This window comes from Pseudomonas sp. OV226, from assembly GCF_003148705.1.
Taxonomy (GTDB): domain Bacteria; phylum Pseudomonadota; class Gammaproteobacteria; order Pseudomonadales; family Pseudomonadaceae; genus Aquipseudomonas.
Map to the genome: position 1 here is coordinate 449,786 of NZ_QGGS01000004.1, position 26,580 is coordinate 476,365.

Below are 26,580 nucleotides of genomic sequence, written 5' to 3' on the forward strand. Positions count from 1 at the left end.
ACCAGACATGTTGCCTGAAGTCACCCAATTCGAAGACACCGTCACGCTGGTCAGCGACACCGGCATCCAGTTCATGGATTTCGCGCTGCGCCTGGATCCTCGCAAGGAACCGGCGGGCGAGTTCGCACCAATGATCAGCGGGCTGATCTGCCGTCTGGCGTACAACGAAGAGAAAGACTTCTTTTTCTACGAACCCGAACCGGAAAAGGTCGAAAAGGCCAAGCCCGTGTTCAGTGTCGACATGAAAAGCAGCCTCGAATTGCTCGACGGTGTCTGGCTGCCGACCCCGTTTTTCCGCTTCATGCCCCCGCATCGCTTCGACGAAGGCCCGACCAACTGGTCGCGCATGCGCCTGGTGAAACTGGCCACGCCAGACATCGACGGCAACACCCACCGCCTGACGATGGCCTTCGACAGCCGCGTGATGCCCAAGCGTGACGGCACCGCCTACCTGGCGCCGAACGAAGAAGACATCAGCTCCGGCGTGTCTTTCAAACTGGCGACCAAGGCCAGCGAAACCCGCTGGTTCCTGGCCCAGCCGTGGGTCAATGAATGGCTGCTGGAAGTGTTCAACGAAGGCAATACCCACCGTTCGCGCGAAGAGCTGGACATCGATATCCGCGCCAACTATCACCTGGCGCATTACCTGAATTTGCTCAGCCTGTTGAGCAAGCCGTCTGCCGCACAGCAGTCGACGGCTCGCCCGAAAGTCGAGATCCCCGAGCTGAAAGTGGTCGCCAACGACAGCAACGGCCTGGTCAAACCGATTCCGGTGGACCTGGTGCTGGACGTCGGCAACTCGCGTACCTGCGGCATCCTGATCGAGAACCATGGTCAGGCCGGCTCCGGGCTCAAGCAGAACTACGTGCTGGAACTGCGCGACCTGATCACCCCCGAGCACACCTACAACCTGCCGTTCGAAAGTCGCGTGGAATTTGCCCAGGCGTATTTCGGCAAGGACCACTGCTCGGTCAAGAGCGGCCGTCATGATGCCTTCCAGTGGGCGACGATTGCCCGTGTCGGCAACGAGGCCAGCCGTCTGGCCAGCCGTCGTCGCGGCACCGAAGGCTCCACGGGCCTGTCCAGCCCGAAACGTTATCTGTGGGACGAAAACGCCTACGGCCACGGCTGGCGGTTCAACTGCTCGTACATCAAGACCGATAACGAGCCCTACGCTACCGCCGCGCCGTTCTCACACCTGATCAATGAAACCGGTGAAGCCCTTTACAGCCTCGAAGAAGACGATCGCCTGCCGGTGTTCATGCCGCGTTATTCGCGCAGCTCGCTGATGACCTTCATGCTCGCCGAAGTGCTGGCCCAGGCGCTGTCGCAAATCAACAGCCCGGCCCAGCGCTCGCGCCAGGGGCACACCCGCGTACCGCGCCAGCTCAACAGCATCACCCTGACCGTGCCGCCAGGCATGCCACAAGCCGAGCGCAGCATCCTCAACGAACGCATGCTGCAAGCCATAGGCCTGGTCTGGAAGAGCCTCGGCTGGCACGCCGGCGAGGAAGACCCGCATCAGGATCAGGCCCTGAGCCCGCGCACGCCGATCCCGAGCATCCGCGTGGAATGGGACGAAGCTTCCTGCGGCCAATTGGTGTACCTGTACACCGAGGTCAACGAGAACTTCGCCGGTCACCCGGAAGAGTTTTTCGACACCATCGCCCGGCCCGACAAGACCGACCGCGAGCGTATTACCTTGGCGACCATCGACATCGGCGGCGGCACCACGGACCTGGTCATCACCGACTATCGCCTCGACCGCGCCGGCAACACCGGCAGCGGCAGTAACGTGCACATCGTGCCCGAGCAGCGTTTCCGCGACGGATTCAAAGTGGCCGGCGACGACATCCTGCTGGACGTGATTCAGGACTTCATCCTGCCGAGCTTCGAGAAAGCGTTGCAGAGCGCCGGCGTAAAAGCCCCGGATTCGTTGATGTCACGGCTGTGCGGCGATGAGTCGGTCAGCGCCCAGGACATGATCCTGCGCCAGCAGTTGAACCTGCAGGTGTTCGCACCGCTGGGCCTGGCGCTGCTCAAGGCTTACGAGCATTACGATCCGCAGGTCCCGCAGGAAGTCACCCCGCAAAGCTACCGCCAATTGCTGGGCGACAACGCGATCAGCAAGACCGTGCTCGACTACGTCAATGCCGCCGTACGCCGCGATGTCGGCAGTCAGAGCGGTTTCGACGTGTATGAGGCACCCATCAGTTTCGACCTGCAAAAGCTCCATGCCGCATTTCTCAACGACCAGATCAACATCACCAAAATTCTTGGTGCGCTGTGTGAAGTGGTCGCGCATTACCCGTGCGACGTGCTGCTGCTGACTGGCCGTCCTTCGCGCCTGCCCGGCATCCAGGCGTTCATTCGCAAGGTGTTGCCACTGCCGCCAGGGCGCATTCTGGCGCTGCAAAACTACCGCACGGGCGGCTGGTATCCGTTCCATAAAAATGGCCGGATCGACGACCCGAAAAGCACCGCCTCGGTGGGCGCCATGCTTTGCCTGCTGTGCGCCAACCACAGTGTGCCGAATTTCTACTTCCGTGCTTCGGCACTCAAGCCGTATTCGACGGTCAAGCACATCGGCGTCATCGACCTGAACAACGTGATCAAGGATGCCGACGTGCTGTACCGCGACATCCAGTCCGAAGACTACAAGATCAAGCTGCCGGTGATCGGCGTGGGCGATACCGCCGACACGCCGCAACTGGAAATGCGCGGCGACCTGCGCCTCGGTTTCCGCCAGTTGGCTGCCGATCGCTGGGCCGCGTCGCCGCTGTACACCTTGCGCTTCACCAAAGTCGGTCGGGAGAAGTTTTCCCGTGCCATCGGTGATAACGGCAGCGCGCCGCTGCTCAAGGTGCGATTCGAGGTCAAGCCGGCGGACAAATACACGCGCAAGCAGGATCTGGTCAGCGATCTCCTCTCGGTTCGCGACATCGAATCCAACTGCAATAATGTCAACTTCAACCCGCGCAGCGACCTCGTGCTGGAGCTCAACACCATGCTCGACGCCGGCCTGAACGATTCCAAGTACTGGCTCGACAGTGGAAGTGTGAAACGCAAATGAACGACCTGACCCCCGAACAACATCAGCTCTCAAACAGTTGGGCCGCTGTTTATGAAGGTGCCGGTCAGGCGCTGGATTGGATTGGCCAGACGCGCGCCAATGCGCCACGCCTGGACAGCGAAGCCGACAACCTGAACATCCGCCTGCACCGTGCCCGCAACCTGGCTCACAGCCTGGGTCGCGTGGCCTGCACGCCGATGACCATTGGCTTTTTCGGTTTGTCGCAGGCCGGCAAGTCCTACCTGATTTCGGCTCTCGCTGCTGGTCAGAACGGCAAACTGGAGACCGACTTCGGTGGCCAGCGCCTGGACTTCATCAAGCACATCAACCCGGTGGGTGGCGGCAAGGAAGCCACCGGCCTGGTGACGCGCTTCAGCCGCCGCGCCACGCCGAGCCAGGATAATGATTTCCCGGTCGAACTCACGCTGTTCAAGGAAATCGAGCTGGCGAAGATTCTCGCCAACTCCTGGTTCAAGGATTTCGACCTTGAACGCATTTCCTACGAGATCGACGAAGAACGCATCCAGCGCGTGCTCAAACCGTTCGAAGGTCGCGAAACCGGGCCGATGCAAACGGGCGTCAACGCCGACGATCTGGTGTCGCTGTGGGATTACCTGCGCGACAACTTCCGCAACTCAGTGAAGAAGCTGGAGCACCTGTACTGGCCCAAGGCGTTGCAACTGGCGCCGCGCCTGAATTTCCAGGAACGGGCCGAGCTGTTTTCGATCCTCTGGGGCGAGCAAAGCGAACTGACGCGCGTTTATCAGCAACTGGCCGGCGCGCTGCACAAGCTGGGTTTGCCCGAAACCGTGTTCGCGCCCCTGAAGGCCTTGGTGAGTTTCGAAAACGACACCTACAGCCAGCGCGACAGCATCATGAACGTCGACATCCTCGAACGCTTCGGTAGCCCGCTGGATTTGCCGATCGATGTTCGACCATGGGTGGGTGGCCGTCTGCAAAACAGTCAGGGCATCCCGGTCGCGCAACTGGCGGCACTGACCGCTGAAATGACCTTCCGCCTGATCGAAGCGCCGGTCGACGAAATCGTCAATCAGGTCGACCTGCTGGATTTCCCCGGTTATCGCGGGCGCAAAAAGCTGCACGAAATCGCCGATTCCAACGATCCCGAATCCGCCACCAAGGACAACTCCGTCTCGCAACTGATTCTGCGGGGCAAGGTCGCCTACCTGTTCGAACGTTACACCGACAACCAGGAAATGAACGCGCTGGTGGTTTGCACCGGTTCGACCAAACAAAGCGACGTCAACGACGTTGGCCCGGTGCTGACACGCTGGATCGAAAAGACCCAGGGCGCCGACTCGGCCGCTCGCGCGAAACGCGATACTGGTCTGATCTGGGCGCTGACTATGCTCGACCTGCGCATCAGCAACTCCCTGAGCCTGACACCTGATCAGTACGACGAGAGCTGGAACGGCATGGTCAAGCTGACCATGCTGGAGCGCTTCGGCAGCCTGAGCTGGATGAACGACTGGGCCGGGACACCGTTCCAGAACACCTTCCTGGTGCGCAAGCCGCGCATGGACGCGGCGTTCATCGGGCAAGACGCGAACGGTGCCGAAACCGGCCTCAATGGCGGCTATGAAGATCGCGTCAAAGCGCTGGGCGAAAGCTTCGCCAGCAACGACCTGGTGTGCAAACACATCAAGAACCCGGCCAACGCCTGGGCCGAAATGCTGCGCAACGATGACGGTGGCATCAGCCACTTCAGCGGCAGTTTCACTGGCGTTGCCAACCTCGAATTCAAATTGCAGCGCATCCGCGAGCAATTGAGCGAATGCCTCGAAGGCCTGACTACGCATGGCCTGAGCACCTGGTATTACGCCGACGGTGACGGCGCCGCAGCGGCGAAAAAAGCGCAAGCGCAGATGATACTCACGGGCCTTGGCCGTCGTCCGGCGGTACTCGGCGAGCTCATCGATCAACTCGACATGCCGAGCGAAGAGGTGCGCGACCTGTACCTCAGCGGCGTGTACGAAACCGATGACGAGCCTACCGTGACCGACGAACCGGTCGCGCCGACACCGAGCCAGAGCCTGTACGGCAACGACGCCGGTTTTGATTTCGATTTCGGCGACGACCTGAGTCACGACAGCACACCGGTCAGCAGCAAAGCCAATACCCCGGCGCCAGAGCTGCAAAGCAACGAGCACCGCTTCGCCAAAGCCGCGTTCAAGGCCTGGATCGCGCACCTGCGTGAACTGACCACCCGGCAAAGCCTGCTCAACCTCCTCGGGCTGGAAAAGGCGTTGCTCGAAGCGGTGGTCGACGAACTGATCACCGCCGCTTACCGCCAGGACTTGCCGGGGCAACTGAGCCGTGCGGTCCTCAAGCGTGCACAAAGTGGCGCGCGCCGCGATCAACTGGTCGAGCGTCAGGTACTGGAAGTGCAACGTGTGCTGCGCGATTTCGTCTCCTGGTTCGGCTACATCCAGAAACCGGTAAGCGAGCGTCCGAACAGCCGGGCCGGTGCCAAGTTGCCTTTGTTCTCGTTCTATACCGACATCAATCCGGGACAAGTGCCGGTGCTGCCGCCGCAACCGGCGAACCAGGCGCAGCGGTATCTCGGCGACTGGCTCTCGGGCCTTGCCTACATCACCCAGGACAATGCCGGCCATGGCGCCGGGCGCGAAATCACCCCTGAACAGAACGAACGGCTGGGCAAAGTGCTCACAGCCTTCGCAGCGAGATAAGCAATGCCAATTCGTGTCGACCTGCTCGCCTTAGAGCCCAATGTGCCTGGCCAGGCCCGCCTCACCGTAAAGAAATGGCAGGGTGGCGAGGAACAGCTGGAGTTTTCCATTCAGCGTAACCAGGACGGTTTTTACCTTCAGGGCCAGAAGGCCTGGAGCAACAATCCGTTCTGGTTCAAAGTCTCGCGCTTCACCGCCAACGGCGAATTCCTGGTAACTCAGGTTGGCCCGGACGTGGTTGACCCATTACTGGAAGGCAGCGGCAACTCGCAATTTCGCATCGAACTTCGCGAACAGAGCCTGGGCCATGCCGACGCAGGCGTGATACTTCCGGCCAACAACCTGCTGGCTTCCACGGCTGGCGGCCAGACGCGCTCGACGTACGGCGGCGCCGAACTGACGACACCGGTAGCACCGGCACCGGAGATCCCTGACCTGCCGGAACTGGTCCTGCCGCCCGCCGAGGCAGAAGTGGAACCGGAACCGGAGCCGGTATTCGCCGACCCCGTCGAGACACCGCCGCCGCCACCGGCGAAGAAAAGCAACAAAGGCCTGATCGGCCTGTTGATGGTCGTGGTGTTGCTGTTGGCAGCAGGCGCTGGATTCTGGTTCTACAAACGCACTCCCGCACCCGCTCCGGTGGCCGCAGCCCCTGCTGCCGCGCCGGCCGGCGCCGACGCACAGGCCTGCACCCTCGAGAGCATGAACAGCCTGCCCGAATTGACCTTCGTCCAGACCTGCATCAAGGCTGCGCCCGACAGTGCCAAGTTGCTGGAGATCATCAACCAAGCCAAGGCCGGCAAGCACTGTGGCATCGCGCAGCGTCTGTACGCCAACCGTGCCCAGGCCGGTGACGCGTTGATCGCCAACGCCTATGCCCGCGAATACGACCCGAAATACCTGAAGGCCAGCGAGTGCTTCCCGGTCGCGGACAACGCCACCGCCGCCTACTGGTACGAAACCATCCTCACGCAGGACCCGAACAACGCCGAAGCCAAGCAGCGCTTCGAGGAGTTGCAGAAGTGATGCGTTCGCCCGTGAGTCGATTCCTGCTGAGCAGTGCCGCCTTGTTGGCACTGTGCATCAGCCCGCTGTCCCAGGCCGATGACAAACCGCTGATCCAGGCCGGTAAAAAGACCCTGTTCCAACGCGTACTGACCACGCCGGGCTGCAAGATCAGCCCGACGGCGGGCGGCGCGGCAGGCGACGAGCAACCGGTCTTCAGCCGCTTTTATGTGTACGAGCGCGCGCAAGTGAACAACGCCGAATGGCTGAAAGTCGGCCCCGACAGTTACGGCAAAACCATTGGCTGGCTACCTGCCGGCTGCACCACCGATTGGAAAATGCAGCTGACGCTGGCGTTCACCAACCCGGCTAACCGCGACCGGCTGCTGTTTTTCAAGGACCGCGCCACTGTCGAAGGCATCCTGGATGCGCCAGACCCGGTCAGCAAAGTCGCGCCGCTGCGGGCCACGCTGAAAAAAGGCCAGCAAGCACCCGGCGTGCTGGCCGAAGAACCTGAATACTTCGTCGACCTGCAAAAGCAGTTTTACCTGCTGCCGGTGCTCAGTGGCGAAGAAGTCATGACCGAAAGCGGTTTCCGCACGCGCCTGCTCAACGTCGCGTCGGTCAGCAAACCGGATGACAAGACGGCCAAGGGCGGTGCGGCAAACAGCGCTGCCGGCGGCAAGGAAGCCGAAGACAAAACGGCCAGCCAGTTGAAGGAATTCAGTGCGGCGGTGGTGTTTGTCATCGACTCGACGATCTCGATGGACCCGTACATCGACCGCACCCGCGAGGCGATCCGCAAGGTTTATCAGAAGATCGAAGCGCAGAACCTCGGCAAGCAGGTCAAGTTCGGCATGGTGGCTTTCCGTTCCAACACCCAAGCGGTGCCGGGGCTGGAATACACCACCAAAATGTACGCCGACCCTACCAAGGTGAAAGACAGCGCCGACTTTTTCGCCAAGATCGCCGACCTCAAACAGGCCAACGTATCGAGCAGCAGCTTCGATGAAGACTCATTTGCCGGCGTCATGGAGAGCATCGACAAGGTCGACTGGAGCCAGTTCGGCGCGCGCTACGTGGTGTTGATCACCGATGCGGGCGCCATCGAGGGCGACGACAAACTGTCGAAGACCGGGTTGAGCGCAGCGCAGGTGCGTATCGAGGCCGCCAATCCGGGTGTAGCTATCTATACGCTGCACTTGAAAACCCCGGCCGGGGCCAAGGACCACGCCAAGGCCGAAGCGCAGTACCGGGACCTGTCGACTTACCCTGGCACCAACACCTCGCTGTACTACCCGGTAAATGCCGGCGATGTGCAGGAGTTCGGTCGCAAGGTTGACGCACTGGCCGCCGCGATCACGACGCAGGTGAAAGCCGCCTACATGGGCGAAGACGCCATCGGCAGCGCGGCGAACGCCAAACAGGACCCGGCCGAGAAGAAAATGCTCGAAGACGCGGCGCTGATCGGCCATGCCATGCAACTGGCCTATCTCGGCGAGAAGACCAACAGCAAGGCCCCGCCGGTGTTCAAGGCGTGGATCACTGACCGCGACCTGATCAAGCAGAACATCCCGACCACCGATGTGCGGGTGCTGCTGACCAAGTCTCAGCTCAGCGACTTGAGCGACGTGATGAAGCAGATCCTCGATGCGGCCAACGAAGGCCTGATTTCGCCGACGGAAATGTTCGAGCGCCTGCGCTCGGTGGCGGCGACCATGGGCGCCGATCCCAATCAGCTCAAGCAGAACAGCAAAGCCAAACTGGCGGACATGGGTGTGCTCGGCGAGTACCTCGAAGACCTGCCCTATCAGAGTGAAGTGTTGAACCTGGATGAAGAAACCTGGAAGAGCTGGGACGGTCTGGCCCAGGAGAAATTCATCCGCACGCTCAATACCAAACTGCGGCATTACCAGCGTTACAACGCGGATGTTGACCGCTGGGTAGCTCTAGCCAAGGACAGCGACGCGCGGGACAACGTGTACCCGGTGCCACTGGAAATGATGCCTTAACGAGACACCCATGCTCGATATCAAGAACCTGCTGGTGCGTCGTGGTGACGGCGCGCTGGCCCACCACGTGCGCCTGCCGCACTTGCAGGTTGGCGCCGGAGAAATCCTCGCCATCACCGGCGAGAGTGGCAGCGGCAAAAGTACATTGCTCGAAGCCATCGGCCTGTTGCTCGCGCCTGTCGAACTCGAGCGCTTTCGTCTGGGCCCGACGTCAGCGGCACCGGCTCAAGACATCGCTCAACTGCTCGCCAGCGACGACCAGCCCGCCCTGGCGGCGGTGCGTTCACGGCATTTGGGATTCATTTTGCAGAGCGGCGGCTTGCTGCCGTTCCTCAGCGTGCGTGACAACATCAGCCTGCCGCGCCGTTTGCTCGGGATGTCGGCGAAGAGCGAGCACATCGACCACGCTGTTGACGTGTTGCGCCTGAGCGGGTTGCTGGATAAACAACCGCAGGCATTGTCGATCGGCGAACGCCAGCGCGTTGCCTGCGTTCGGGCCATTGCCCATGAACCGGTGCTGCTGCTGGCCGACGAACCGACCGCCGCGCTCGACCCCCACAGCGCCCGGCGTTTGTTCGAGTTGCTGCTGAGCCTGGTGTCGAACATGGGCTTGAGTGCACTGGTGGTGTCCCATGATTGGGCCTTGCTGAAGTCTTTCGGCTTGCCGCGACTGGGTGCTGTCAGCCGTCAGGGAGAGACACTGTTTGAACCCATGGATTAATCAAGTGCGCCTGTTGGGCTCATTGGCGCTGCAAGACCTCTGGCACGACCGCAAGGTCTCGCTGTGCATCGCCGCCTCCCTGGTGGCGGTGATCGCGCCGCTGTTGCTGCTGTTTGGTCTCAAGCACGGGGTGGTCAGCCAGTTGCAGGACGAACTGCTGCGCGACCCGCGCAACCTTGAAGTGAAGATGCTCAGCAACGGCAACTACGACAGCGCCTGGATCGAGCGTTTGCGCCAGCTCCCCGAGACCGGCTTTGCCCTCGGCCAGACGCGCTCGCTCAATACCCAGGCTGATTTGCTGATGGGCATGCAACGCTTTGTCGAAGGTGCGGAAATCATTGCCACCGAACCGGGCGACCCGCAACTGAACCTCGCGTCGCTCAACCCGGTCGGCAATCAAGTGATCCTCAGCGCCAGCGCCGCGCAACGCTTGCAGGCCAAGGTCGGCGACAGTGTGCAACTGCGGGCGCTGCGCCGCCTGGAAGGTGTCAATGAACGCGGCGAGATAACACTGACGGTGCTCGCCGTGCTCGACGGTGCACGTTTCGGTCGCGCCGCCGGGTTTGTCGCCCCGCCGTTGCTGTTGAACCTGGAGCGCTTTCGCGATGGCTATGAGGTCAGTGCGTTCGGCGTTGCCACCGGCAAGCCTCTGGGCAACCTGCAACCGCTGTATGCCCGTGCCCGGGTGTATGCGCGCGACATCGATCAAGTGGCGCCACTGGAGCGCTGGCTCAACGAACAACACATCGAAACGTCGAGCCGACTGGCCGACATCGACAACGTCAAAGCCATCAACCATGTGCTGGGGCTGATTTTCGGGGTTATCGCCATGGCGGCGCTGATTGGCTGTGTGGCGTCGATGGTCGGCGCGTTCCTGGCCAACATCGACCGCAAGCGCAAAAGCCTCGCGGTGCTGCGCCTGCTGGGTTTCAAACGCAGGGCCGTCGGTGGTTTCGTGGTCGTGCAAGCGTTGTTGCTGAGCCTGGCCGGTTACGTGGGCGGGTTGGGCTTCTATGCCGTTGGCAGTCATTTGTTCGACTATTTGCTCGGCAGCAGCCAGGCCACCGGCACTTTCGTGTGCCACATTACGGTCTGGCATGGCCTTGGCGCCCTGCTCCTGACCTTTCTGGTCGCTGCGCTGGTGGCCGTGATCGGCGCCCTGCGAGCCATCAACATCCAACCTGCGGAGAGTCTGCGTGAGCTATAAACGTTTTGGCTTGCTATTGCCCCTGAGCCTTGGCTATCTGCTCGACGCCTCGGCTGCGGGCTGGGAAGAGAAGTATTACAACCCGATGCCGGACGCCGCCGACGTGGTGCTGCCGATGCCCTGCGAAGGCTCGATGGTCTTTCGCAAGGTGTTCATTCCGGTGGCAGGGCCGCTCGATGACTACCCGATCAACATCGGTCAGGACGGCGCGGAATATGGCTACGTCGAACAGACGCGGCCGACGTTCATCGCCGGCAGTTTTACCGGCGCCAAGAACGACAAGTCCCGCTACTACCTGATGGCCAAGTACGAGATGAGTCAGTTGCAATACGCCGCACTGACCGAAGAAACCTGCCCGACGGCTGCGACCAAGATGCGCTTGCCGCAAGTGGCGGTGAGCTGGGTGCAAGCCATCGAAGCCGCCGACAAATACAACCTGTGGCTGCGCAAGAACGCCGCCGACAAGTTGCCCAAGGAAGACGGCGCGCTGGGCTTCTTGCGCCTGCCGACTGAAGTCGAGTGGGAGTTCGCCGCACGCGGCGGGCTGGAAGTCGGCGCCGCTGAATTCCGCGACACGCACTACCCGATGCCCGAAGGGATCAACGCCTACGAGTGGTTCGCCGGGGCGCAATCGTCCAACGGCAAGCTGCAATTGTCTGGCCTGCAAAAGCCCAATCCGCTGGGCCTGCATGACATGCTCGGCAACGTCGACGAAATGATGTTCGAACCGTTTCGCCTGAACAAACTCGACCGCCAGCACGGTCAGGCAGGCGGCTACGTGGTCCGTGGCGGCAACTACCTGACCGCGCAAGCCGACCTGCGTACTGCGTTGCGCAAGGAGGAGCCGTATTACAATGCCGATGGCCAGGTGAAAAACAAAACCACCGGCCTGCGACTGGTACTGGTCTCGCCGACCCTGACCTCCCGCGAGCGCGTCGCCAGCATTGAAAACAGCTGGAAGAAACTTGGCACCGGCAGCAAAGAAACCGAGTCTGCCGACAAAGGCACCGTTCAATCCTTGAACAGCCTGGCCTCGGGCGTCGAAGACAAAGCCCTCAAGGAAAAGCTCCAGGCCCTGGAAAACCAGTTGCGCGCCAGCAACCAGCAACAGGAAGAAACCCGCGACCAGGCGATCCGCGCCAGCCTGAACCTGGGCGCGTTCCTGTGCACCAAGATGCTCGACGACGGCCAGTACGTGGACTTCCTGCAAAAGAACTACAAGCTCAATTGCGAAGCTGCGGAAAAGGACGCGAGCTGCGACATGCGCAAAGGCAAGCTCGAGGAGCAGAAGGATCGCCTGCACAAACTCAGCCGTTACTACGCCAGCAGCCTGGTGGAATCGGCGACCTTGTACGGCCAGCCACTGCTTGAAAAACAGGTTCCGGTGATGGAAGAAATCATCACCCGCAACAAACAGCTGCAAGACCTCAAACCGTACTTGCGCACCCACTGGGCCAATCAGAAGGCGTTCCTGCAAAAGCAGAAGATCGACACTGAGGCCTGGCTGACCAGCTGCAAAACCGTCACTCAATAACAACACGTCAACACCGTCATCTAGGAGTTTCACCATGTCGCGCAGCCTTTGGACTCGCTTCAAGCTACAGATCGCTTTCGTACTGGCCGGCAGCCTGCTGCTGACCGGTTGCGCCAACACCGGCAGCTCCATGCTCGGCGAAAGCGGCGGCGGCACCGACCCGCGCCTGACTCAGGGCAATGATGCAGAGTTCTTCAGCAAGTCCGGTTACCAGGCCTGCGCCGTCGGCGCCGGTGTCGGCATCCTCACCTGCGCGCTGTCCAACAGCAGCAACAAAGCCGTGTGCGCCATCGCTGCCGGCATTACCGCGTGTGGCGTGGCCATGGGCGCGAACTACTATCTGGATCAGCGTCGCAGCGAATACGCCGACACCACCACCCGCCTGGCGAAGATGAACAGCGACGTCGAACAAGACACCCAGAACGTGATCGCCCGTACTGCGACCGCTCAGCAAGTGATCAACGATGACGAGGCGCGCATCGCCCAGATCAAAAAAGACATCGCCAACAAGAAAGTCGACAAGACCAAGGCCCAGACGCAAATCGCCGAAATCGATTCGAACATCGCCCGCCTGCGTAAAGACCTCGGCAACATGCGCACCAAAGTCACCGAGTACACCAAAGTAGCCGATGCCGAACGCGCACAAGGCGCACAAGGTGCCGAGATCAAGCAAGTGGACATGAACATTGCGAAAATGAACCAGAAAGTCACGGCCCTGCAGAAGGAAGTCGACGGTCTGTACAGCCAACGCTCCGCGATCACCCTGGGCTAAGCACATGACACTACGACAGCTGGCGGTCCTTACCGCCGTCCTGGCCCTGAGCGGTTGCGCGACGAAGCCCGGCGAATGCGATTCGACCAATCGCGACAGCAGCATGCTGACCAAGATGAACTGCGACTACTCCGGTGGTTACAGTGATCAGGTCAAGCAGAAGGAACTGGCCCTGAGCGAGTCCCGCCAGCAAAACGCAATGTTCCATCAGGTGTACGCGGACATTCAGGCGCAGCAACTGAGCACTAAAGCCGATCTGGCGAGCCAGCAGAAATCCCAGGCAGCGTTGAATCAGTCTTTGAGTCAGTTGCTAAGCTCGCTCAAGGCTCGGCGTGGCAACGAAAGCAGTGTGCAGAAGCAGATTGCCAGCATCGAGCAGCAACTCAAGGCCTCGCAAGCGGCGCCAACGACCAAAGCCACTCCAGCATCGCTGGCGGCCAAGCAGGAACAACTGAAGGCGTTGCAGAAGAAGGTCAATCAGCTGCAATTCAGCCTCGGTTACGAAGAGTAATGTTCACCCCGCAGGCATCTCCTGGATGCCTGCACTTTTTCAGGAATCGTCGTCATGCAGCGGGTCATCAGGGATGCGCAAGCCACACCGGAGGGGATGAGTGCGCTGCAAGCCAAAGTCGCCCTCATCCAGAAACACTTTCCGCCGACCGTCGCCAGTCTCTTCGCCATCCCGCGAATGGGCAGTGGTGACGTGCTGGAATGGTGGACCGAACTGGGTGGGCAACCCACGCCCTACGCCGACCTCAACGAGGACGCGCAACGACGTTTGCTGGAAACCTATGAAGTGCGTCAGACGTCCCTGGGACAGCTGGCGGACGAACTGCAAAAACGCGGTCAGCCCACGGTAGCGGATGACCTGCGCAGCCTGCTCGGCACGCCTGAGCTGGACAAACTCTACAGCCTCAACGGTGAGCCGTTGGTGGTGCGCTGGAACCAGCGTCCGCCAAAACCGATCGTACCGCCGGTTGTTCCGGTGGCGCCGATCGTACCGCCGTCACGGCGTGGCTGGTGGATTGCGGCAGCCCTGCTCGCGCTGCTGTTGCTGCTTCTGGCGCTGTGGCTCTGGTGGTTCCTGCACCGTGAACCGGTCGTCGTGGCTCCGCCGGTAGCGCCTGTTGCGCCAGTGGTAACGCCGGTGGAAAAACCGGTCGAGCCTGTTCCCGAGCCTGTTGTGGAACCGGAGCCTGCTCCAGAACCAGAACCCGCGCCAAAACCAGTGCCACCACCCAAGCCGGTCCCACCACCAAAACCGGTAGTGGCCGCGCCGCCGCCACCACCGCCGCCACCTCCGGCCCCGACGCTGGATAACTTCGCCTGTCGCAAAAAAGCGCCTGACGCCAAGATCCCGCAATTCGTGGTGGTGCTCGACACCTCAGGCTCGATGGATTTGAACATCAAGTCCGTGAAAGCCGACGAAGACTGGTTCTTCGGCAATGAGCTGAACAAGTACCTGGACGTGAACCGCACCCAACAGATCTTCGCCAAGCCGAGCCGCATGGACGTCGCCAAGGACTCGTTGGCCGGCATGATCAACGGGCTGGACCCGAAGATCGACACGCGCCTGATCACCTTCGCCGGTTGTGAAAGAACACCGGACCAGGGCGTGTTCAGATTTGGCGATCGCCCGCGGCTGATCAATGGGATTCGAGGCTTGGTTCCCAACGACGGTACACCGCTGGCTGACAGCCTGGCCTACGCGGCCAGCACCGTTGACGGGCGCAATAACGATGCCGTGATCGTGATGTTCGTCGACGGTGAAGACGGCTGCCAGAAAGACGCCTGCGCCGTGTCGCGCCGAATCGCCAAGGAACAACCGCGACTGCGGGTCAACGTGGTGAAAATCGGCGCCGGTGGCCCGTCGCGCTGCATCGCCGAAAACACTGGTGGCCGGGTTTACAACAGCACCAATGCGTCTGAATTGGCCAATCAGTTGAAACAGGCAAGCAAGGAAGTATCTAGCAATGCCAAGTGCGACTAGCCGGGGATAGATCCTGAATTGAGGTGACCCCATCGCGAGCAAGCTCGCTCCCACACTGGATATGTGATCGACACATAACCCTGTAGGAGCGAGCCTGCTCGCGAAAGCTATTTCAGAGGCGCCTCAACGAAACCGGTCAACCTCTTGGCGCAAGTCCGCCGCGAGCTTCTCCAGCTCCTTGGCCGTCACCGCCAGGTTGGACACCACTTCGCGCTGCTCACTGTTGGCCAGCGCAATGCTTTGCAGGTTGCTGCTGAGCAACGTTGCGGTGCTGCTTTGCTCCTGGGTCGCGGTGGTAATCGCCGCAAACTGCTGACCGGCCGAACGGCTCTGCTCGTCGATTCGCGCCAAGGCCGAAGCCACGTTGGCGTTACGCGACAAACCTTCCTGCATCAACACATTGCCCTGCTCCATGGTGCTGATGGCGTTGCCGGTTTCCTGCTGGATGCTGCTGATCATCCCGGAAATTTCGTCAGTGGCCTGACGAGTGCGCGACGCCAGGTTACGCACCTCATCGGCAACCACCGCAAAACCACGGCCCTGTTCACCGGCGCGGGCCGCTTCGATGGCGGCGTTCAGTGCCAGCAGGTTGGTCTGTTCGGCAATCGAGGTGATCACCCCGACGATGCCGCCGATTTCCTGAGAGCGCTGACCGAGGGTGTTGATCACCGTCGCGGTGCTGTTCAGCGCGCTGGCGATTTGCTCCAGCGACGAGGACGCTTCGTCCATCGACGTCCGACCGATCTGAGTTTGTTGTGCGTTTTCCTGGGCCAGACGCTGAGTGTTGCCCATGTTGTCGGCAATGTTCAGGGACGTGGCGCTGAACTCTTCCACGGCGCCGGCCATGCTGGTGATTTCGCCGGACTGTTGCTCCATCCCTTCATAAGCGCCACCGGACAGGCCGGACAATGCCTGGGCACGGCTATTGACCTCCTGCGAGGCTTTGCGGATGTGCTCGACCATGGTCGACAGGGCCTGGCTCATCTGGTTGAACGCGCGGGCCAGTTGACCGATCTCATCGTTGCTCGACACGTTCAGCCGCACGCTCAAATCACCGGCGCCCAAGGCTTCGGCCTGGCGCACCAGATCGCTCAGCGGCGCGAGTTTGCTGCGTAACAGCCAGACGGCTGAACCGACCGCGATCAACATCGACAGCAGACTGCCGATGGCCAATTGAATGCCGACACTCCAGGTCACCGCACTGATTTCGGCTTTTGGCATGTTCGCCACCACCGACCATGGCCCGCCGTCGAACGGCACCGCCACGCTGTAGAAGTCTTCCGACTTGTCGCTCCAGAAATCACCCTTGCCCGGTGTTTTCGCCAGGTCGACGATGGCCGTAATGGCTTGATCCGGTGCCTGCACGCCCGCCGGCGGCACCAGCCATTTGTTTTGTTCATCCAGCAGCGCCAGCGAACCGGTCTGGCCGATACGGAAGCGCTTGAGGTTGGCGAACTGGGCGTTCTGCGCGTCGGTGTAATCGAACCCTACGAACAGCACGGCAATCACCTTGCCGCTGCTGTCGCGTACGGGGGTGTATTGCGTCATGTAGGAACGCTCGAAGAGCAGCGCGCGACCCACATAGCTCTGCCCCGCCATCAAACGCGCATAAGCCGGGTGGGCGTGGTCAAGCAGCGTGCCGATGGCGCGGTTGCCGTCCTGTTTGGTCAGGGAGGTGCTGACCCGAATGAAGTCTTCGCCACTGCGCACGAACAACGTGGCCACACCGGCGGTCATTTGCTTGAACTCGTCGACTTCCTTGAAGTTGTTGTTCAACACTTCGCTGCCCAGGTGCAGCCCCGGGGTCTGCACACCGGCCACCGTCACCGGCTCATCCGGGTGCAGGCTCAGGCCGGAGCTGAAGCGCTTCTCGAACAGGCCGCTCAGACGCTGGGTGCTTTCGCGCAAAGTACCGTGGAAGGTACTCAACTGATCGGCCAGTAACCGGGCTTCACTGGCCAGGTGCTCTTCGCGGGTGGCGAGGTTGGCAGTGTCCAGCGAACGCAGGGCGAACACGGTACTGCCAGTGATGACAATCGCCAGTATCACGGCAAGCGCAAGGCCAAGCTGTGAGGCAATCCGGGCACGGGGTTGAGACATGACAACTCCTGGCCGAGCGACCTGCCCCCGTGTTTGATCGGGCTGCACACTCAGCAAAATTTTTCTAATAATGGGAACAGCGCTGGACCTGCACGAAGGTTCCATTTGCAGAATTTCGGCGGCGATTCTGAATACTTGAGTAAATAGCCGGGATATGGCGCAAGGCCTCTATCACGCCAGCTCTATCGATTCAGCTCAAACGCTGCACATCCGGTAATTCCATCGCCCGGACTTCACCCAACAGAAAATCGCTGAGCCGGCGCAAACGATCACCTCCGGGGCGGGTTTTCGGCCAGACAAGGTAATAATTCTCACCACTGGCAACGGCGGTCGGCCACGGCAAACTCAGACGCCCCTGCGCGACATCCTCCGCCACCATCAGCAAATCCCCCATGGACACGCCGTAGCCCCGCGCGGCGGCAATCATGCCCAGCTCCAATGTGTCGAACACCTGCCCGCCCTTGAGCGAGACCTGATCGGTCAGGCCCATGCGGTCCAGCCAACTGCGCCAGTCGCGACGATCCGGCGTCGGGTGCAGCAGTTCGGTGCTGGCCAGGCGTGCAACGTCCCACGGCTGATCGTTCAGAAGATTCGGCGCGCCCACCGGAATCAGCTCCTCCGGGAACAGCAGCGTCGCTTCCCAGTCCGGCGGGAAATGCCCGTTGCTGAGGATCACGGCACAGTCGAACGGTTCCTGATTGAAGTCCACCGAGTCGATGTCCATCCAGGCACTGGTCAGTTGCACTTCATTGCCCGGCTGCAGGTGCCGAAAGCGGCTGAGCCGCGCCAGCAGCCAGCGCATGGTCAATGTCGAAGGGGCTTTCATGCGCAGGATGTCGTCTTCGGCGCGCAAGGTATTGCAAGCGCGTTCCAGGGCGGAGAAACCGTCACGAATGCCCGGCAAAATCAGGCGCGCCGACTCGGTCAACTGCAGGTTGCGTCCACTACGGTGAAACAGCCGACAGGCAAAATGCTCTTCGAGTGTACGAATGTGTCGGCTGACGGCACTCTGGGTGATCGACAATTCTTCGGCGGCGCGAGTAAACGAGCTATGCCGAGCCGCCGCTTCAAATGCGCGCAAGGCATATAAGGGAGGAAGACGACGAGACATGCGGAAAGCTCCTATAGCGCAATCCGCTTACCCTAGCAGAATCTCCATTGCATGAGTTTGACTCATGCTACCCATCCTTTTTATCCCTTTGTGCAAACCCCTTGAAGCGCCGAGAATCGACCCTTTCCAGTTCACTTTGATAATCGAGCGTGATGACCATGAAGCATCCAGCGCGTATTGAACTCGGGGCCATCCTGCGGCTGGCGGGGCCGCTGATTGCCTCGCAGTTGGCGCACATGCTGATGGTCCTCACCGACACCTTGATGATGGCGCGCCTGAGTCCCGAGGCATTGGCCGGTGGCAGTCTGGGGGCAGCGAGCTATTCGTTCGTGTCGATTTTCTGCATCGGCGTGATTGCCGCCGTCGGCACCCTGGTGGCGATTCGTCAGGGCGCAGGCGACATCATCGGCGCTGCGCGGCTGACCCAGGCCGGAATGTGGCTGGCGTGGTTGATGGCACTGGTGGCCGGGCTGCTGCTGTGGAATCTCAAACCTGTGCTGTTGCTGTTTGGCCAGACCGAGTCCAACGTCCACGCGGCCGGGCAGTTTCTGCTGATCCTGCCGTTCGCCCTGCCCGGTTACCTGAGCTTCATGGCCCTGCGCGGTTTCACCAGCGCCATTGGCCGGGCGACGCCGGTCATGGTGATCAGCCTCGGCGGCACGGTGGCGAACTTCCTGCTCAACTACGCCTTGATCACCGGCATGTTCGGCCTGCCGAAACTCGGGCTGATGGGTATCGGGCTGGTGACAGCGATTGTTGCCAACCTGATGGCCGTGGCGCTGGCGGTGCACATCCGCCGGCACCCGGCGTATGACGCCTACCCCTTGCGCCAGGGCCTGTCGCGACCTAACCGTCGGTATTTGAAGGAGCTGTGGCGCCTCGGCCTGCCGATTGGCGGCACATATGCGGTGGAGGTCGGGCTGTTTGCGTTCGCCGCGCTGTGCATGGGCACCATGGGCAGCACGCAGTTGGCGGCGCACCAGATCGCCCTGCAGATCGTTTCGGTCGCGTTCATGATTCCGGCCGGGATTTCCTACGCGATCACCATGCGCATCGGCCAACACTACGGCGCCGGGCAGTTACTGGATGCGCGGCTGGCGGGCCGGGTCGGGATTGCTTTCGGCGCGGCTGCGATGCTCGGTTTCGCCATGGTCTTCTGGTTCCTGCCGAACCAGTTGGTCGGCCTGTTCCTGGACCAGAACGACCCGGCCTTTCGCGACGTTATCAACCTGGCTGTGAGCCTGCTGGCGGTGGCGGCCTGGTTTGAGCTGTTCGACGGCACACAGACCATCGCCATGGGCTGCATACGCGGGCTCAAGGACGCCAAGACCACATTCCTGGTCGGGTTGGGCTGTTACTGGCTGATTGGCGCACCCGCCGCGTGGTGGATGGCCTTCCATGTGCACTGGGGGCCGACGGGCGTCTGGTGGGGGCTGGCGCTGGGGCTGGCGTTTGCGGCGGTCAGCCTGACGCTGGCGTTCGAGTGGAAGATGAAGCGGATGATTCGGCAGGAGCCGTCGTCACACCAGCGTTTCGAAATCCCTCAGCCAGACTGAGATCCCTGTAGGAGCATGGCTTGCCCGCGATGAACGATAACGCGGTGTGCCTGCAAGACCGTGTCGCCTGCATCGCGGGCAAGCCTTGCTCCTACAGGATCCTCGCTAGTTCACGACTTCCAGCACTGGCTGCTGATCGCTGGCTGACGTCAAATACTCAACCAGCTCCGCCAACGGCAGCGGCTTGCTGATCAGGTAGCCCTGCACCTGATCGCAGCCAAAACCGCGCAACAGATCCAGCTGTTCCGGTGTTTCCACCCCTTCGGCAACCACCTCGAGATTGAGGTTGTGCGCCAGGTTGATCATCGCGTGGACCAGTTTGCGATTCTCCTCACGTTCTTCCATGCCGCCGACAAAGCTCTTGTCGACCTTCAGCAACGCGATCGGCAGGCTGTTGAGGTGCACGAAGGACGAGAACCCGGTGCCGAAGTCATCCAGCGAGAAGCGCACGCCCAGCCGCCCGAGGGCGTCCATGGTTTGCTTGACCAGATCGCTGCGACGCATCACCGCGGTTTCCGTCAGTTCGAATTCAAGCCACTGCGCTTCGACACCACGCTCGGCAATCAACCGGCTCAACGTGGACAGCAATTGGCTGTCCTGAAACTGCCGGAACGACAGGTTGATCGCCATGTGCAACGCCGGCAGCCCCTGCTCACGCAAGGCCTGCATGTCGCGCAGGGCCCGGGAAATCACCCAGTAACCGAGCGGCACGATCAAACCGCTTTGCTCGGCCAGCGGTACGAATTCGCTCGGTGGCAACAAACCGCGCTCGGCGTGCCGCCAGCGCACCAGGGCTTCAAGGCCGACGATCTGGCCGTCATCCAGGTTCAGGCGGGGTTGGTAGTGCAGTTCCAGTTCGTCACGCCGCAAAGCCCGGCGCAACTCGCTTTCGAGATCGGCCATGCTGCGGGCGTTGCGGTTGATGCGTTCGTTGAAGATGTGAAAGGTGCAGCCTTGCGTGCTCTTGGCTTGCTGCATGGCGATGTGCGCGTGCCACATCAGCGGGTCGGCGCCGGCCTGGACCCGGGCGTGGGCAATGCCCAGGCTGGACCCGATCAACAGGCTTTCGCCGTCGACCCAGTAAGGTTCTGCCAGTGCTTCGGTGATGCGCTCGGCCATCCATTCGGCGCGCTGAGGCGCACGGCGGGTGTCGATCAGCAGGGCGAATTCGTCACTGCCCAGGCGCGCCAGTTGGTCGCCGGCCTCAAGTTGGCTTTTGAGCCGAGCGACCACTTGCAGAATCAATCGGTCGCCGGCCTGGTGGCCGAGGGCATCGTTGGCGTGACGGAAGTTGTCGAGGTCCAGGTGACCGAGGGCCAGGCCCCGGCCGTCGTTTTCTGCGAGGCGCGCTGCCAGCAGGGTCTGAAAACCCTGGCGATTGGCGATGCCGGTCAACGGGTCTTGCTCGGCCAGACGCTGCAAGGTGTTTTCCAGCAAGCCACGCTCGCGCACATGCCGCAGGCAACGGCGCAGCATGCCGGCATCGAGCAGGTCACGCACCAGCCAGTCACTCACGCTGTCGGGCGTCGTCACTGGCTCGTGCTCGAGCAACAACACCGTCGGCAAGCTGCAACGACCCGGTAGCGGCTGAAGTGCAGGAACAGTCAACAACACCGCGTTACGGTTGTCATCGAACAAACTGCTGACCGACTCCCAGCTCGGCGCGCTGATGAGCACGGCCGAGCTCCCCATCGGAGCCAGACACTCGCGCAACAACGCTGCCCACGCTGGCTCTTCGGCCAGTAACAGCAAACGCAAGGGTTCGACAGGCGTAGACAAGCTAGCTCCCTAGACTCTGCAAAGATGTAGGCGGCGGGCATTATGCCGCGCGGGTAACCAATGACCAAATGACATCGGTTATCAAACGCGTTTTGCGCCCGGAATAAGAACATTAGCCGCACATTCACCGCGCATCCTGCTTGAAAGTAACAAAACCGGCAATTAGAGAAAGCGTGTTACGTCACAAGTCGGACAGAGCAGCACAATTCGCTGAGCCTGTTAAAATGCCGGCCCATTTCACAAACGACTCCCTGAATTCTGTATGTCCCGACTCAATCCCCGGCAGCAAGAAGCCGTGAGCTACGTCGGCGGCCCTCTTTTGGTGCTCGCCGGTGCAGGCTCCGGCAAGACCAGCGTGATCACCCGCAAAATTGCGCACCTGATCCAGAACTGCGGCATCCGCGCCCAGTACATCGTCGCCATGACCTTTACCAACAAGGCCGCGCGCGAGATGAAGGAACGGGTCGGCACATTGCTCAAGGGTGGCGAAGGCCGTGGCCTGACCGTGTGCACCTTCCACAATCTGGGCCTGAACATCATCCGCAAGGAACACGTGCGCCTGGGTTACAAACCGGGCTTCTCGATCTTTGACGAAACTGACGTCAAAGCCTTGATGACCGACATCATGCAGAAGGAATACGCGGGCGACGACGGCGTCGACGAGATCAAGAACATGATCGGCTCGTGGAAAAACGACCTGATCCTGCCCGCCGAAGCCCTGGAAAACGCGCGCAACCCCAAGGAGCAGACCGCCGCCATCGTCTACACCCACTATCAGCGCACGCTCAAGGCGTTCAACGCGGTGGACTTCGACGACCTGATCCTGCTGCCGGTAAAGCTGTTCCAGGAACACGCCGACATCCTCGAAAAGTGGCAGAACAAAGTCCGCTACCTGCTGGTCGACGAATACCAGGACACCAACGCCAGCCAGTATTTGCTGGTGAAATTGCTGATCGGCACGCGCAACCAGTTCACCGTGGTCGGCGACGACGACCAGTCGATTTACGCTTGGCGCGGCGCCCGTCCGGAAAACCTGATGCTGCTCAAGGACGACTATCCGTCCCTGAAAGTGGTGATGCTGGAGCAAAACTACCGCTCCACCAGCCGCATCCTGCGTTGCGCCAACGTGCTGATCTCGAACAATCCGCACGAGTTCGAAAAACAGCTGTGGAGCGAGATGGGCCACGGCGACGAAATCCGCGTGATCCGCTGCCGCAACGAAGACGCCGAAGCCGAGCGCGTGGCGGTGGAACTGCTGACGCTGCATTTGCGCACGGACCGCCCGTACAGCGATTTCGCGATCCTGTATCGCGGCAACTACCAGGCCAAGCTGATCGAGCTGAAGCTGCAACACCACCAGATTCCGTATCGCCTCTCCGGCGGCAACAGCTTTTTCGGGCGTCAGGAAGTGAAAGACCTGATGGCCTACTTCCGCCTGATCGTGAACCCGGACGACGACAACGCCTTCCTGCGGGTGATCAACGTCCCACGCCGGGAGATCGGTTCGACCACCCTGGAAAAGCTCGGCAACTACGCCACCGAACGCAAAATCTCGATGTACGCCGCCACCGATGAGATCGGTCTGGGTGAGCATCTGGACACGCGCTTCACCGATCGCCTGTCGCGCTTCAAGCGCTTCATGGACAAGGTGCGCGAGCAGTGCGCCGGCGAAGACCCGATCTCGGCATTGCGCAGCATGGTCATGGACATCGACTACGAGAACTGGCTGCGCACCAACAGCTCCAGTGACAAGGCCGCCGATTACCGCATGGGCAACGTCTGGTTCCTGATCGAGGCGTTGAAAAACACCTTGGAGAAAGACGAAGAAGGCGAGATGACCGTCGAAGACGCCATCGGCAAACTCGTCCTGCGCGACATGCTCGAACGCCAGCAGGAAGAGGAAGACGGCGCCGAAGGTGTGCAAATGATGACCTTGCACGCGTCCAAAGGCCTGGAATTCCCTTACGTGTTCATCATGGGCATGGAAGAGGAAATCCTCCCGCACCGCTCCAGCATCGAAGCCGACACCATCGAAGAAGAACGCCGCCTGGCCTACGTCGGGATTACCCGCGCGCGCCAGACCCTGGCCTTTACCTTCGCCGCCAAGCGCAAGCAGTACGGCGAAATCATCGACTGCGCGCCGAGCCGCTTCCTTGATGAGCTGCCGCCGGACGATCTGGCGTGGGAAGGCAACGACGACACACCGGTTGAAGTCAAAGCCGTTCGCGGAAATACCGCATTGGCGGATATACGCGCGATGTTAAAGCGCTAGAATTGAGCACTTTTTAATCAAAGCATTTTTAACCGAACACTTTTTGACAAGCTCGGCGCACATGGCGCCAGTAGAGGAACGCTTCATGGAAGCACTGCACCAGAAAATTCGCGAACAAGGCATCGTGCTTTCCGATCAGGTCCTGAAGGTAGACGCCTTTTTGAACCACCAGATCGACCCGGCCCTGATGAAGCTGATCGGCGACGAATTCGCCGCGCTGTTCAAGGACTCGGGCATCACCAAGATCGTCACCATCGAAGCCTCGGGCATCGCCCCGGCGATCATGACCGGTTTGAACCTCGGCGTGCCGGTGATCTTCGCCCGCAAGCAGCAGTCCCTGACCCTGACTGAAAACCTGCTGTCGGCGACCGTTTACTCGTTCACCAAGAAGACCGAAAGCACCGTGGCGATTTCCCCGCGCCACCTGACCAGCAGCGACCGCGTGCTGATCATCGATGACTTTTTGGCCAACGGTAAGGCATCGCAGGCACTGATTTCGATCATCAAACAGGCGGGCGCGACCGTGGCCGGTTTGGGCATCGTGATCGAGAAGTCGTTCCAGGGTGGCCGTGCGGAACTGGATGCGCAGGGTTATCGCGTTGAATCGCTGGCCCGCGTGCAGTCGCTGGCCGGTGGTGTTGTGACCTTCATCGAGTAAGCCGCAACACTGCAAAACCTGTAGGAGCCGAGCTTGCTCGCGATGGCGGCCGGACATTCGACATTGATGTTGAATGTTATGGCCTCAACGCGAGCAAGCTCGGCTCCTACAGGGTTTTGTGGTGGTTGTTATTGCGCGGTGGCTTTCAGACCGGCCAGCAGCAATCGCTGAAACAGGTCTTCCTTCAGCCCATCCGGGTGGGTCAGTTGCATCCGTTCAAGATGCTCTGGAAACGCCGAAGCCTCTGGCGCATCCAGTGCCGCCCTGCCCAATTCCAGAATCTCCGTCAGCTTGAACTTGCTCTTCAGCCAGTTCAGGGCCCGCAACACGTCGCGCTCCACCGCGGTGAAATCACTGCCCAGCGGATACTCCGGAAACAGGTTCGGATGCCGCCCCTGAATCGTCTGTAATCGCTGCGGACTGTTATCGGCGAAACGTGGGTCGAGACGGAAGTCCTTGGGCAACTTGCCAACGCTCTGCGCCTGCTCGATCAGCCCCGACTGGAACCGTGAGTCGCTGATATTCAGCAAGGACTCGATCACGGCCGCATCCGTCTTGCCGCGCAAGTCGGCGATACCGTACTCGGTGACCACGATGTCGCGCAGGTGCCGGGGGATCGTGCAGTGGCCGTACTCCCAGACGATGTTCGAACTGACCTCACCGCCCGCCTCACGCCAACTGCGCAGCAGCAGCACCGAACGTGCGCCTTCCAGTGCATGCCCCTGGGCGACGAAGTTGTACTGCCCGCCCACACCGCTGAGCACTCGCCCGTCTTGCAACTGATCGGCCACACCGGCGCCGAGCAGGGTCATGGTGAACACCGTGTTGATGAAGCGCGCATCCAGGCGCTGCAGGCGCTTGAGTTCTTCCTGACCGTAAAGCTCATTGATGTAGCTGATGCGGGTCATGTTGAATTCAACGCGCTTGCTCTGCGGCAATTCCCGCAAGCGCTCATAGAAACTGCGTGATCCCAGGAAAAACCCGCCGTGAATCGAAATGCCGTCGGTTTGCGCGGCCTCGTCCAGAGTGCCGGCATTCGCCTGCTGCTGGGTGAGGACGTCGGGATAGACCTTGCGCCGCACAATCCCGGCATCCGCGAGCACCAGCAAGCCGTTGACGAACATTTCGCTGCAACCGTACAGGCCTCTGGCGAAAGGTTCGAGGCCGCCTTCGCGCTCGATCAACTGCGCCCACTGGCTCAGATTCACGTCTGCCAGCAAAGCCTTGTAACCGTCATTGTCGGCCTGACGCGCCAGCAACGCCGCCGTCAGCGCATCGCCCATGGCGCCGATACCGATCTGCAGCGTGCCGCCGTCGCGCACCAGAGTGCTGGCGTGCAGGCCGATGAAGTGATCCTGAAAGCCCACCGGCATGTTCGGCGTGGAAAACAGCGTGGTGCTGTCTTTCTTGTCGATCAGCAGATCAAAGGTGTCGATGCCCACCTCCGCGTCGCCTGGCATATAGGGCAAGTCGTTGTGCACCTGGCCCACCAGCAGGATCGTCTCCCCCGCCGCCCGGCGTTTGGCAATCATGGGCAACAGGTCGAGGGTGATGTCCGGGTTGCAACTCAGGCTCAGGCGATCGGGATGATCGCTGTGGCTCGCCACCAATTGCGCGACCAGGTTCAAACCGGCAGCGTTGATGTCCCGTGCGGCGTGGCTGTAGTTGCTGCTGACGTAGTCCTGCTGGGCTGACGCGCTGTGCAGCAGGCTGCCGGGCTGCATGAAGAACTGCTGGATGTGGATGTTCGGCGGCAGGTTGTCTTTGTGCAGACCCTGCAGAAAATCCAGCTCCGGATAGTCGCCGAATACCTGTTCGATGAAGGGTTCGAGGAAGCGCTTCTGCAAACCATCGCCCAATGCCGGACGGCCCAGGCACAGCGCGGTGTAGATCGTCAGTCGCCGCTGCGGCAGTTGCGCAATGCGCTGGTACAGCGCGTTGACGAAGTGGTTGGGTTTACCCAGGCCAAGGGGCAAGCCCATGTGAATGTGCGCCGGCAACCGTGCCAACACATCATCCACGGCCTGTTCGATTGAACACAGCTGAACCATCTGATCCTCCCTTACATTCCGTGATTCG

Annotated in this window: 17 protein-coding genes; 13 read left to right on the forward strand and 4 right to left on the reverse strand. The window is 61.0% G+C overall.

Translation table 11 applies throughout. From position 1 onward, the window contains the following. Positions 1-7: 7 nt before the first annotated feature. From C7534_RS10645 to C7534_RS10690, 10 genes are read left to right on the forward strand one after another with little or no spacing between them, the layout of a single operon-like run. Positions 8-3,073 (forward strand): virulence factor SrfB, encoded by a 3,066-nt coding sequence (locus tag C7534_RS10645; protein WP_109785721.1) that lies wholly within the window; start codon positions 8-10, stop codon positions 3,071-3,073. Beyond that, entirely contained in the window at positions 3,070-5,784 is a 2,715-nt protein-coding gene (locus C7534_RS10650) for a putative virulence factor (RefSeq protein ID WP_109785722.1), read from the forward strand. Before C7534_RS10645 ends, C7534_RS10650 begins: the two co-directional genes overlap by 4 nt. Positions 5,785-5,787: 3 nt before the next feature. Further along, positions 5,788-6,810: a hypothetical protein gene (locus tag C7534_RS10655; RefSeq protein ID WP_109785723.1), complete on the forward strand. Its 1,023-nt coding sequence runs from the start codon at positions 5,788-5,790 to the stop codon at positions 6,808-6,810. Beyond that, the gene (locus C7534_RS10660; protein WP_177412236.1) at positions 6,810-8,801 is read left to right on the forward strand and encodes a vWA domain-containing protein; all 1,992 of its coding nucleotides are present in this window, start codon (positions 6,810-6,812) and stop codon (positions 8,799-8,801) included. The genes C7534_RS10655 and C7534_RS10660 overlap by 1 nt, the downstream gene beginning before the upstream one ends. Before the next feature lie 10 nt (positions 8,802-8,811). Next, complete coding sequence (locus C7534_RS10665) at positions 8,812-9,522, forward strand: ABC transporter ATP-binding protein (protein ID WP_046030639.1); 711 nt, start codon at positions 8,812-8,814, stop codon at positions 9,520-9,522. Beyond that, complete coding sequence (locus C7534_RS10670; protein WP_109785724.1) at positions 9,506-10,729, forward strand: ABC transporter permease; 1,224 nt, start codon at positions 9,506-9,508, stop codon at positions 10,727-10,729. The genes C7534_RS10665 and C7534_RS10670 overlap by 17 nt, the downstream gene beginning before the upstream one ends. Continuing rightward, positions 10,719-12,263 carry an SUMF1/EgtB/PvdO family nonheme iron enzyme gene (locus tag C7534_RS10675; protein ID WP_109785725.1) on the forward strand — a complete coding sequence of 515 codons (1,545 nt, stop codon included), beginning with the start codon at positions 10,719-10,721 and terminating at the stop codon, positions 12,261-12,263. The genes C7534_RS10670 and C7534_RS10675 overlap by 11 nt, the downstream gene beginning before the upstream one ends. A 34-nt stretch (positions 12,264-12,297) precedes the next feature. Continuing rightward, on the forward strand, positions 12,298-13,035 hold the full coding sequence (locus C7534_RS10680) for a hypothetical protein (RefSeq protein WP_109785726.1): 738 nt from the start codon (positions 12,298-12,300) through the stop codon (positions 13,033-13,035). Positions 13,036-13,039: 4 nt separating this feature from the next. Then, positions 13,040-13,546, forward strand: a complete 507-nt coding sequence (locus C7534_RS10685) for a hypothetical protein (RefSeq protein WP_046030645.1) — start codon at positions 13,040-13,042, stop codon at positions 13,544-13,546. 54 nt (positions 13,547-13,600) lie between these two features. Next, positions 13,601-15,025 (forward strand): vWA domain-containing protein, encoded by a 1,425-nt coding sequence (locus C7534_RS10690; protein WP_109785727.1) that lies wholly within the window; start codon positions 13,601-13,603, stop codon positions 15,023-15,025. 123 nt (positions 15,026-15,148) lie between these two features. Here the strand turns inward: C7534_RS10690 and C7534_RS10695 are convergent, their stop codons facing one another. Continuing rightward, positions 15,149-17,125, reverse strand: a complete 1,977-nt coding sequence (locus C7534_RS10695) for a methyl-accepting chemotaxis protein (protein WP_109785728.1) — start codon at positions 17,123-17,125, stop codon at positions 15,149-15,151. A 190-nt stretch (positions 17,126-17,315) separates the two neighbouring features. Beyond that, positions 17,316-18,236: a LysR substrate-binding domain-containing protein gene (locus tag C7534_RS10705; protein ID WP_046030648.1), complete on the reverse strand. Its 921-nt coding sequence runs from the start codon at positions 18,234-18,236 to the stop codon at positions 17,316-17,318. Between the two features lie 158 nt (positions 18,237-18,394). On the opposite strand from C7534_RS10705, the gene C7534_RS10710 reads away from it, so the two are divergent. Continuing rightward, a complete protein-coding gene (locus C7534_RS10710) occupies positions 18,395-19,792 on the forward strand; it encodes a NorM family multidrug efflux MATE transporter (protein ID WP_046031106.1) in 1,398 nt (465 codons plus the stop codon). Positions 19,793-19,897: 105 nt separating this feature from the next. On the opposite strand, the gene C7534_RS10715 is transcribed toward C7534_RS10710, so the two are convergent. After that, complete coding sequence (locus tag C7534_RS10715; RefSeq protein WP_046030649.1) at positions 19,898-21,571, reverse strand: putative bifunctional diguanylate cyclase/phosphodiesterase; 1,674 nt, start codon at positions 21,569-21,571, stop codon at positions 19,898-19,900. A gap of 262 nt (positions 21,572-21,833) precedes the next feature. On the opposite strand from C7534_RS10715, the gene rep reads away from it, so the two are divergent. Together rep and C7534_RS10725 are read left to right on the forward strand one after the other, a co-directional pair. Then, on the forward strand, positions 21,834-23,843 hold the full coding sequence (gene rep, locus C7534_RS10720; protein WP_046030650.1) for a DNA helicase Rep: 2,010 nt from the start codon (positions 21,834-21,836) through the stop codon (positions 23,841-23,843). 85 nt (positions 23,844-23,928) lie between these two features. Beyond that, positions 23,929-24,501: a xanthine phosphoribosyltransferase gene (locus C7534_RS10725; protein ID WP_027926370.1), complete on the forward strand. Its 573-nt coding sequence runs from the start codon at positions 23,929-23,931 to the stop codon at positions 24,499-24,501. A gap of 128 nt (positions 24,502-24,629) precedes the next feature. Here C7534_RS10725 and C7534_RS10730 read toward each other — a convergent pair whose 3' ends face one another. Continuing rightward, positions 24,630-26,552, reverse strand: a complete 1,923-nt coding sequence (locus tag C7534_RS10730; RefSeq protein WP_109785729.1) for an acetyl-CoA hydrolase/transferase C-terminal domain-containing protein — start codon at positions 26,550-26,552, stop codon at positions 24,630-24,632. Positions 26,553-26,580 lie beyond the last annotated feature (28 nt).

What these genes read in the sequence shown, in the direction of transcription:
- C7534_RS10645 (WP_109785721.1), top strand. Translation starts at nt 8, where the DNA reads ATGTTGCCTGAAGTCACCCAATTCGAAGACACCGTCACGCTGGTCAGC.
- C7534_RS10650 (WP_109785722.1), top strand. Translation starts at nt 3,070, where the DNA reads ATGAACGACCTGACCCCCGAACAACATCAGCTCTCAAACAGTTGGGCC.
- C7534_RS10655 (WP_109785723.1), top strand. Translation starts at nt 5,788, where the DNA reads ATGCCAATTCGTGTCGACCTGCTCGCCTTAGAGCCCAATGTGCCTGGC.
- C7534_RS10660 (WP_177412236.1), top strand. Translation starts at nt 6,810, where the DNA reads ATGCGTTCGCCCGTGAGTCGATTCCTGCTGAGCAGTGCCGCCTTGTTG.
- C7534_RS10665 (WP_046030639.1), top strand. Translation starts at nt 8,812, where the DNA reads ATGCTCGATATCAAGAACCTGCTGGTGCGTCGTGGTGACGGCGCGCTG.
- C7534_RS10680 (WP_109785726.1), top strand. Translation starts at nt 12,298, where the DNA reads ATGTCGCGCAGCCTTTGGACTCGCTTCAAGCTACAGATCGCTTTCGTA.
- C7534_RS10685 (WP_046030645.1), top strand. Translation starts at nt 13,040, where the DNA reads ATGACACTACGACAGCTGGCGGTCCTTACCGCCGTCCTGGCCCTGAGC.
- C7534_RS10690 (WP_109785727.1), top strand. Translation starts at nt 13,601, where the DNA reads ATGCAGCGGGTCATCAGGGATGCGCAAGCCACACCGGAGGGGATGAGT.
- C7534_RS10695 (WP_109785728.1), bottom strand. Translation starts at nt 17,125, where the DNA reads ATGTCTCAACCCCGTGCCCGGATTGCCTCACAGCTTGGCCTTGCGCTT.
- C7534_RS10705 (WP_046030648.1), bottom strand. Translation starts at nt 18,236, where the DNA reads ATGTCTCGTCGTCTTCCTCCCTTATATGCCTTGCGCGCATTTGAAGCG.
- C7534_RS10710 (WP_046031106.1), top strand. Translation starts at nt 18,395, where the DNA reads ATGAAGCATCCAGCGCGTATTGAACTCGGGGCCATCCTGCGGCTGGCG.
- rep (WP_046030650.1), top strand. Translation starts at nt 21,834, where the DNA reads ATGTCCCGACTCAATCCCCGGCAGCAAGAAGCCGTGAGCTACGTCGGC.
- C7534_RS10725 (WP_027926370.1), top strand. Translation starts at nt 23,929, where the DNA reads ATGGAAGCACTGCACCAGAAAATTCGCGAACAAGGCATCGTGCTTTCC.
- C7534_RS10730 (WP_109785729.1), bottom strand. Translation starts at nt 26,552, where the DNA reads ATGGTTCAGCTGTGTTCAATCGAACAGGCCGTGGATGATGTGTTGGCA.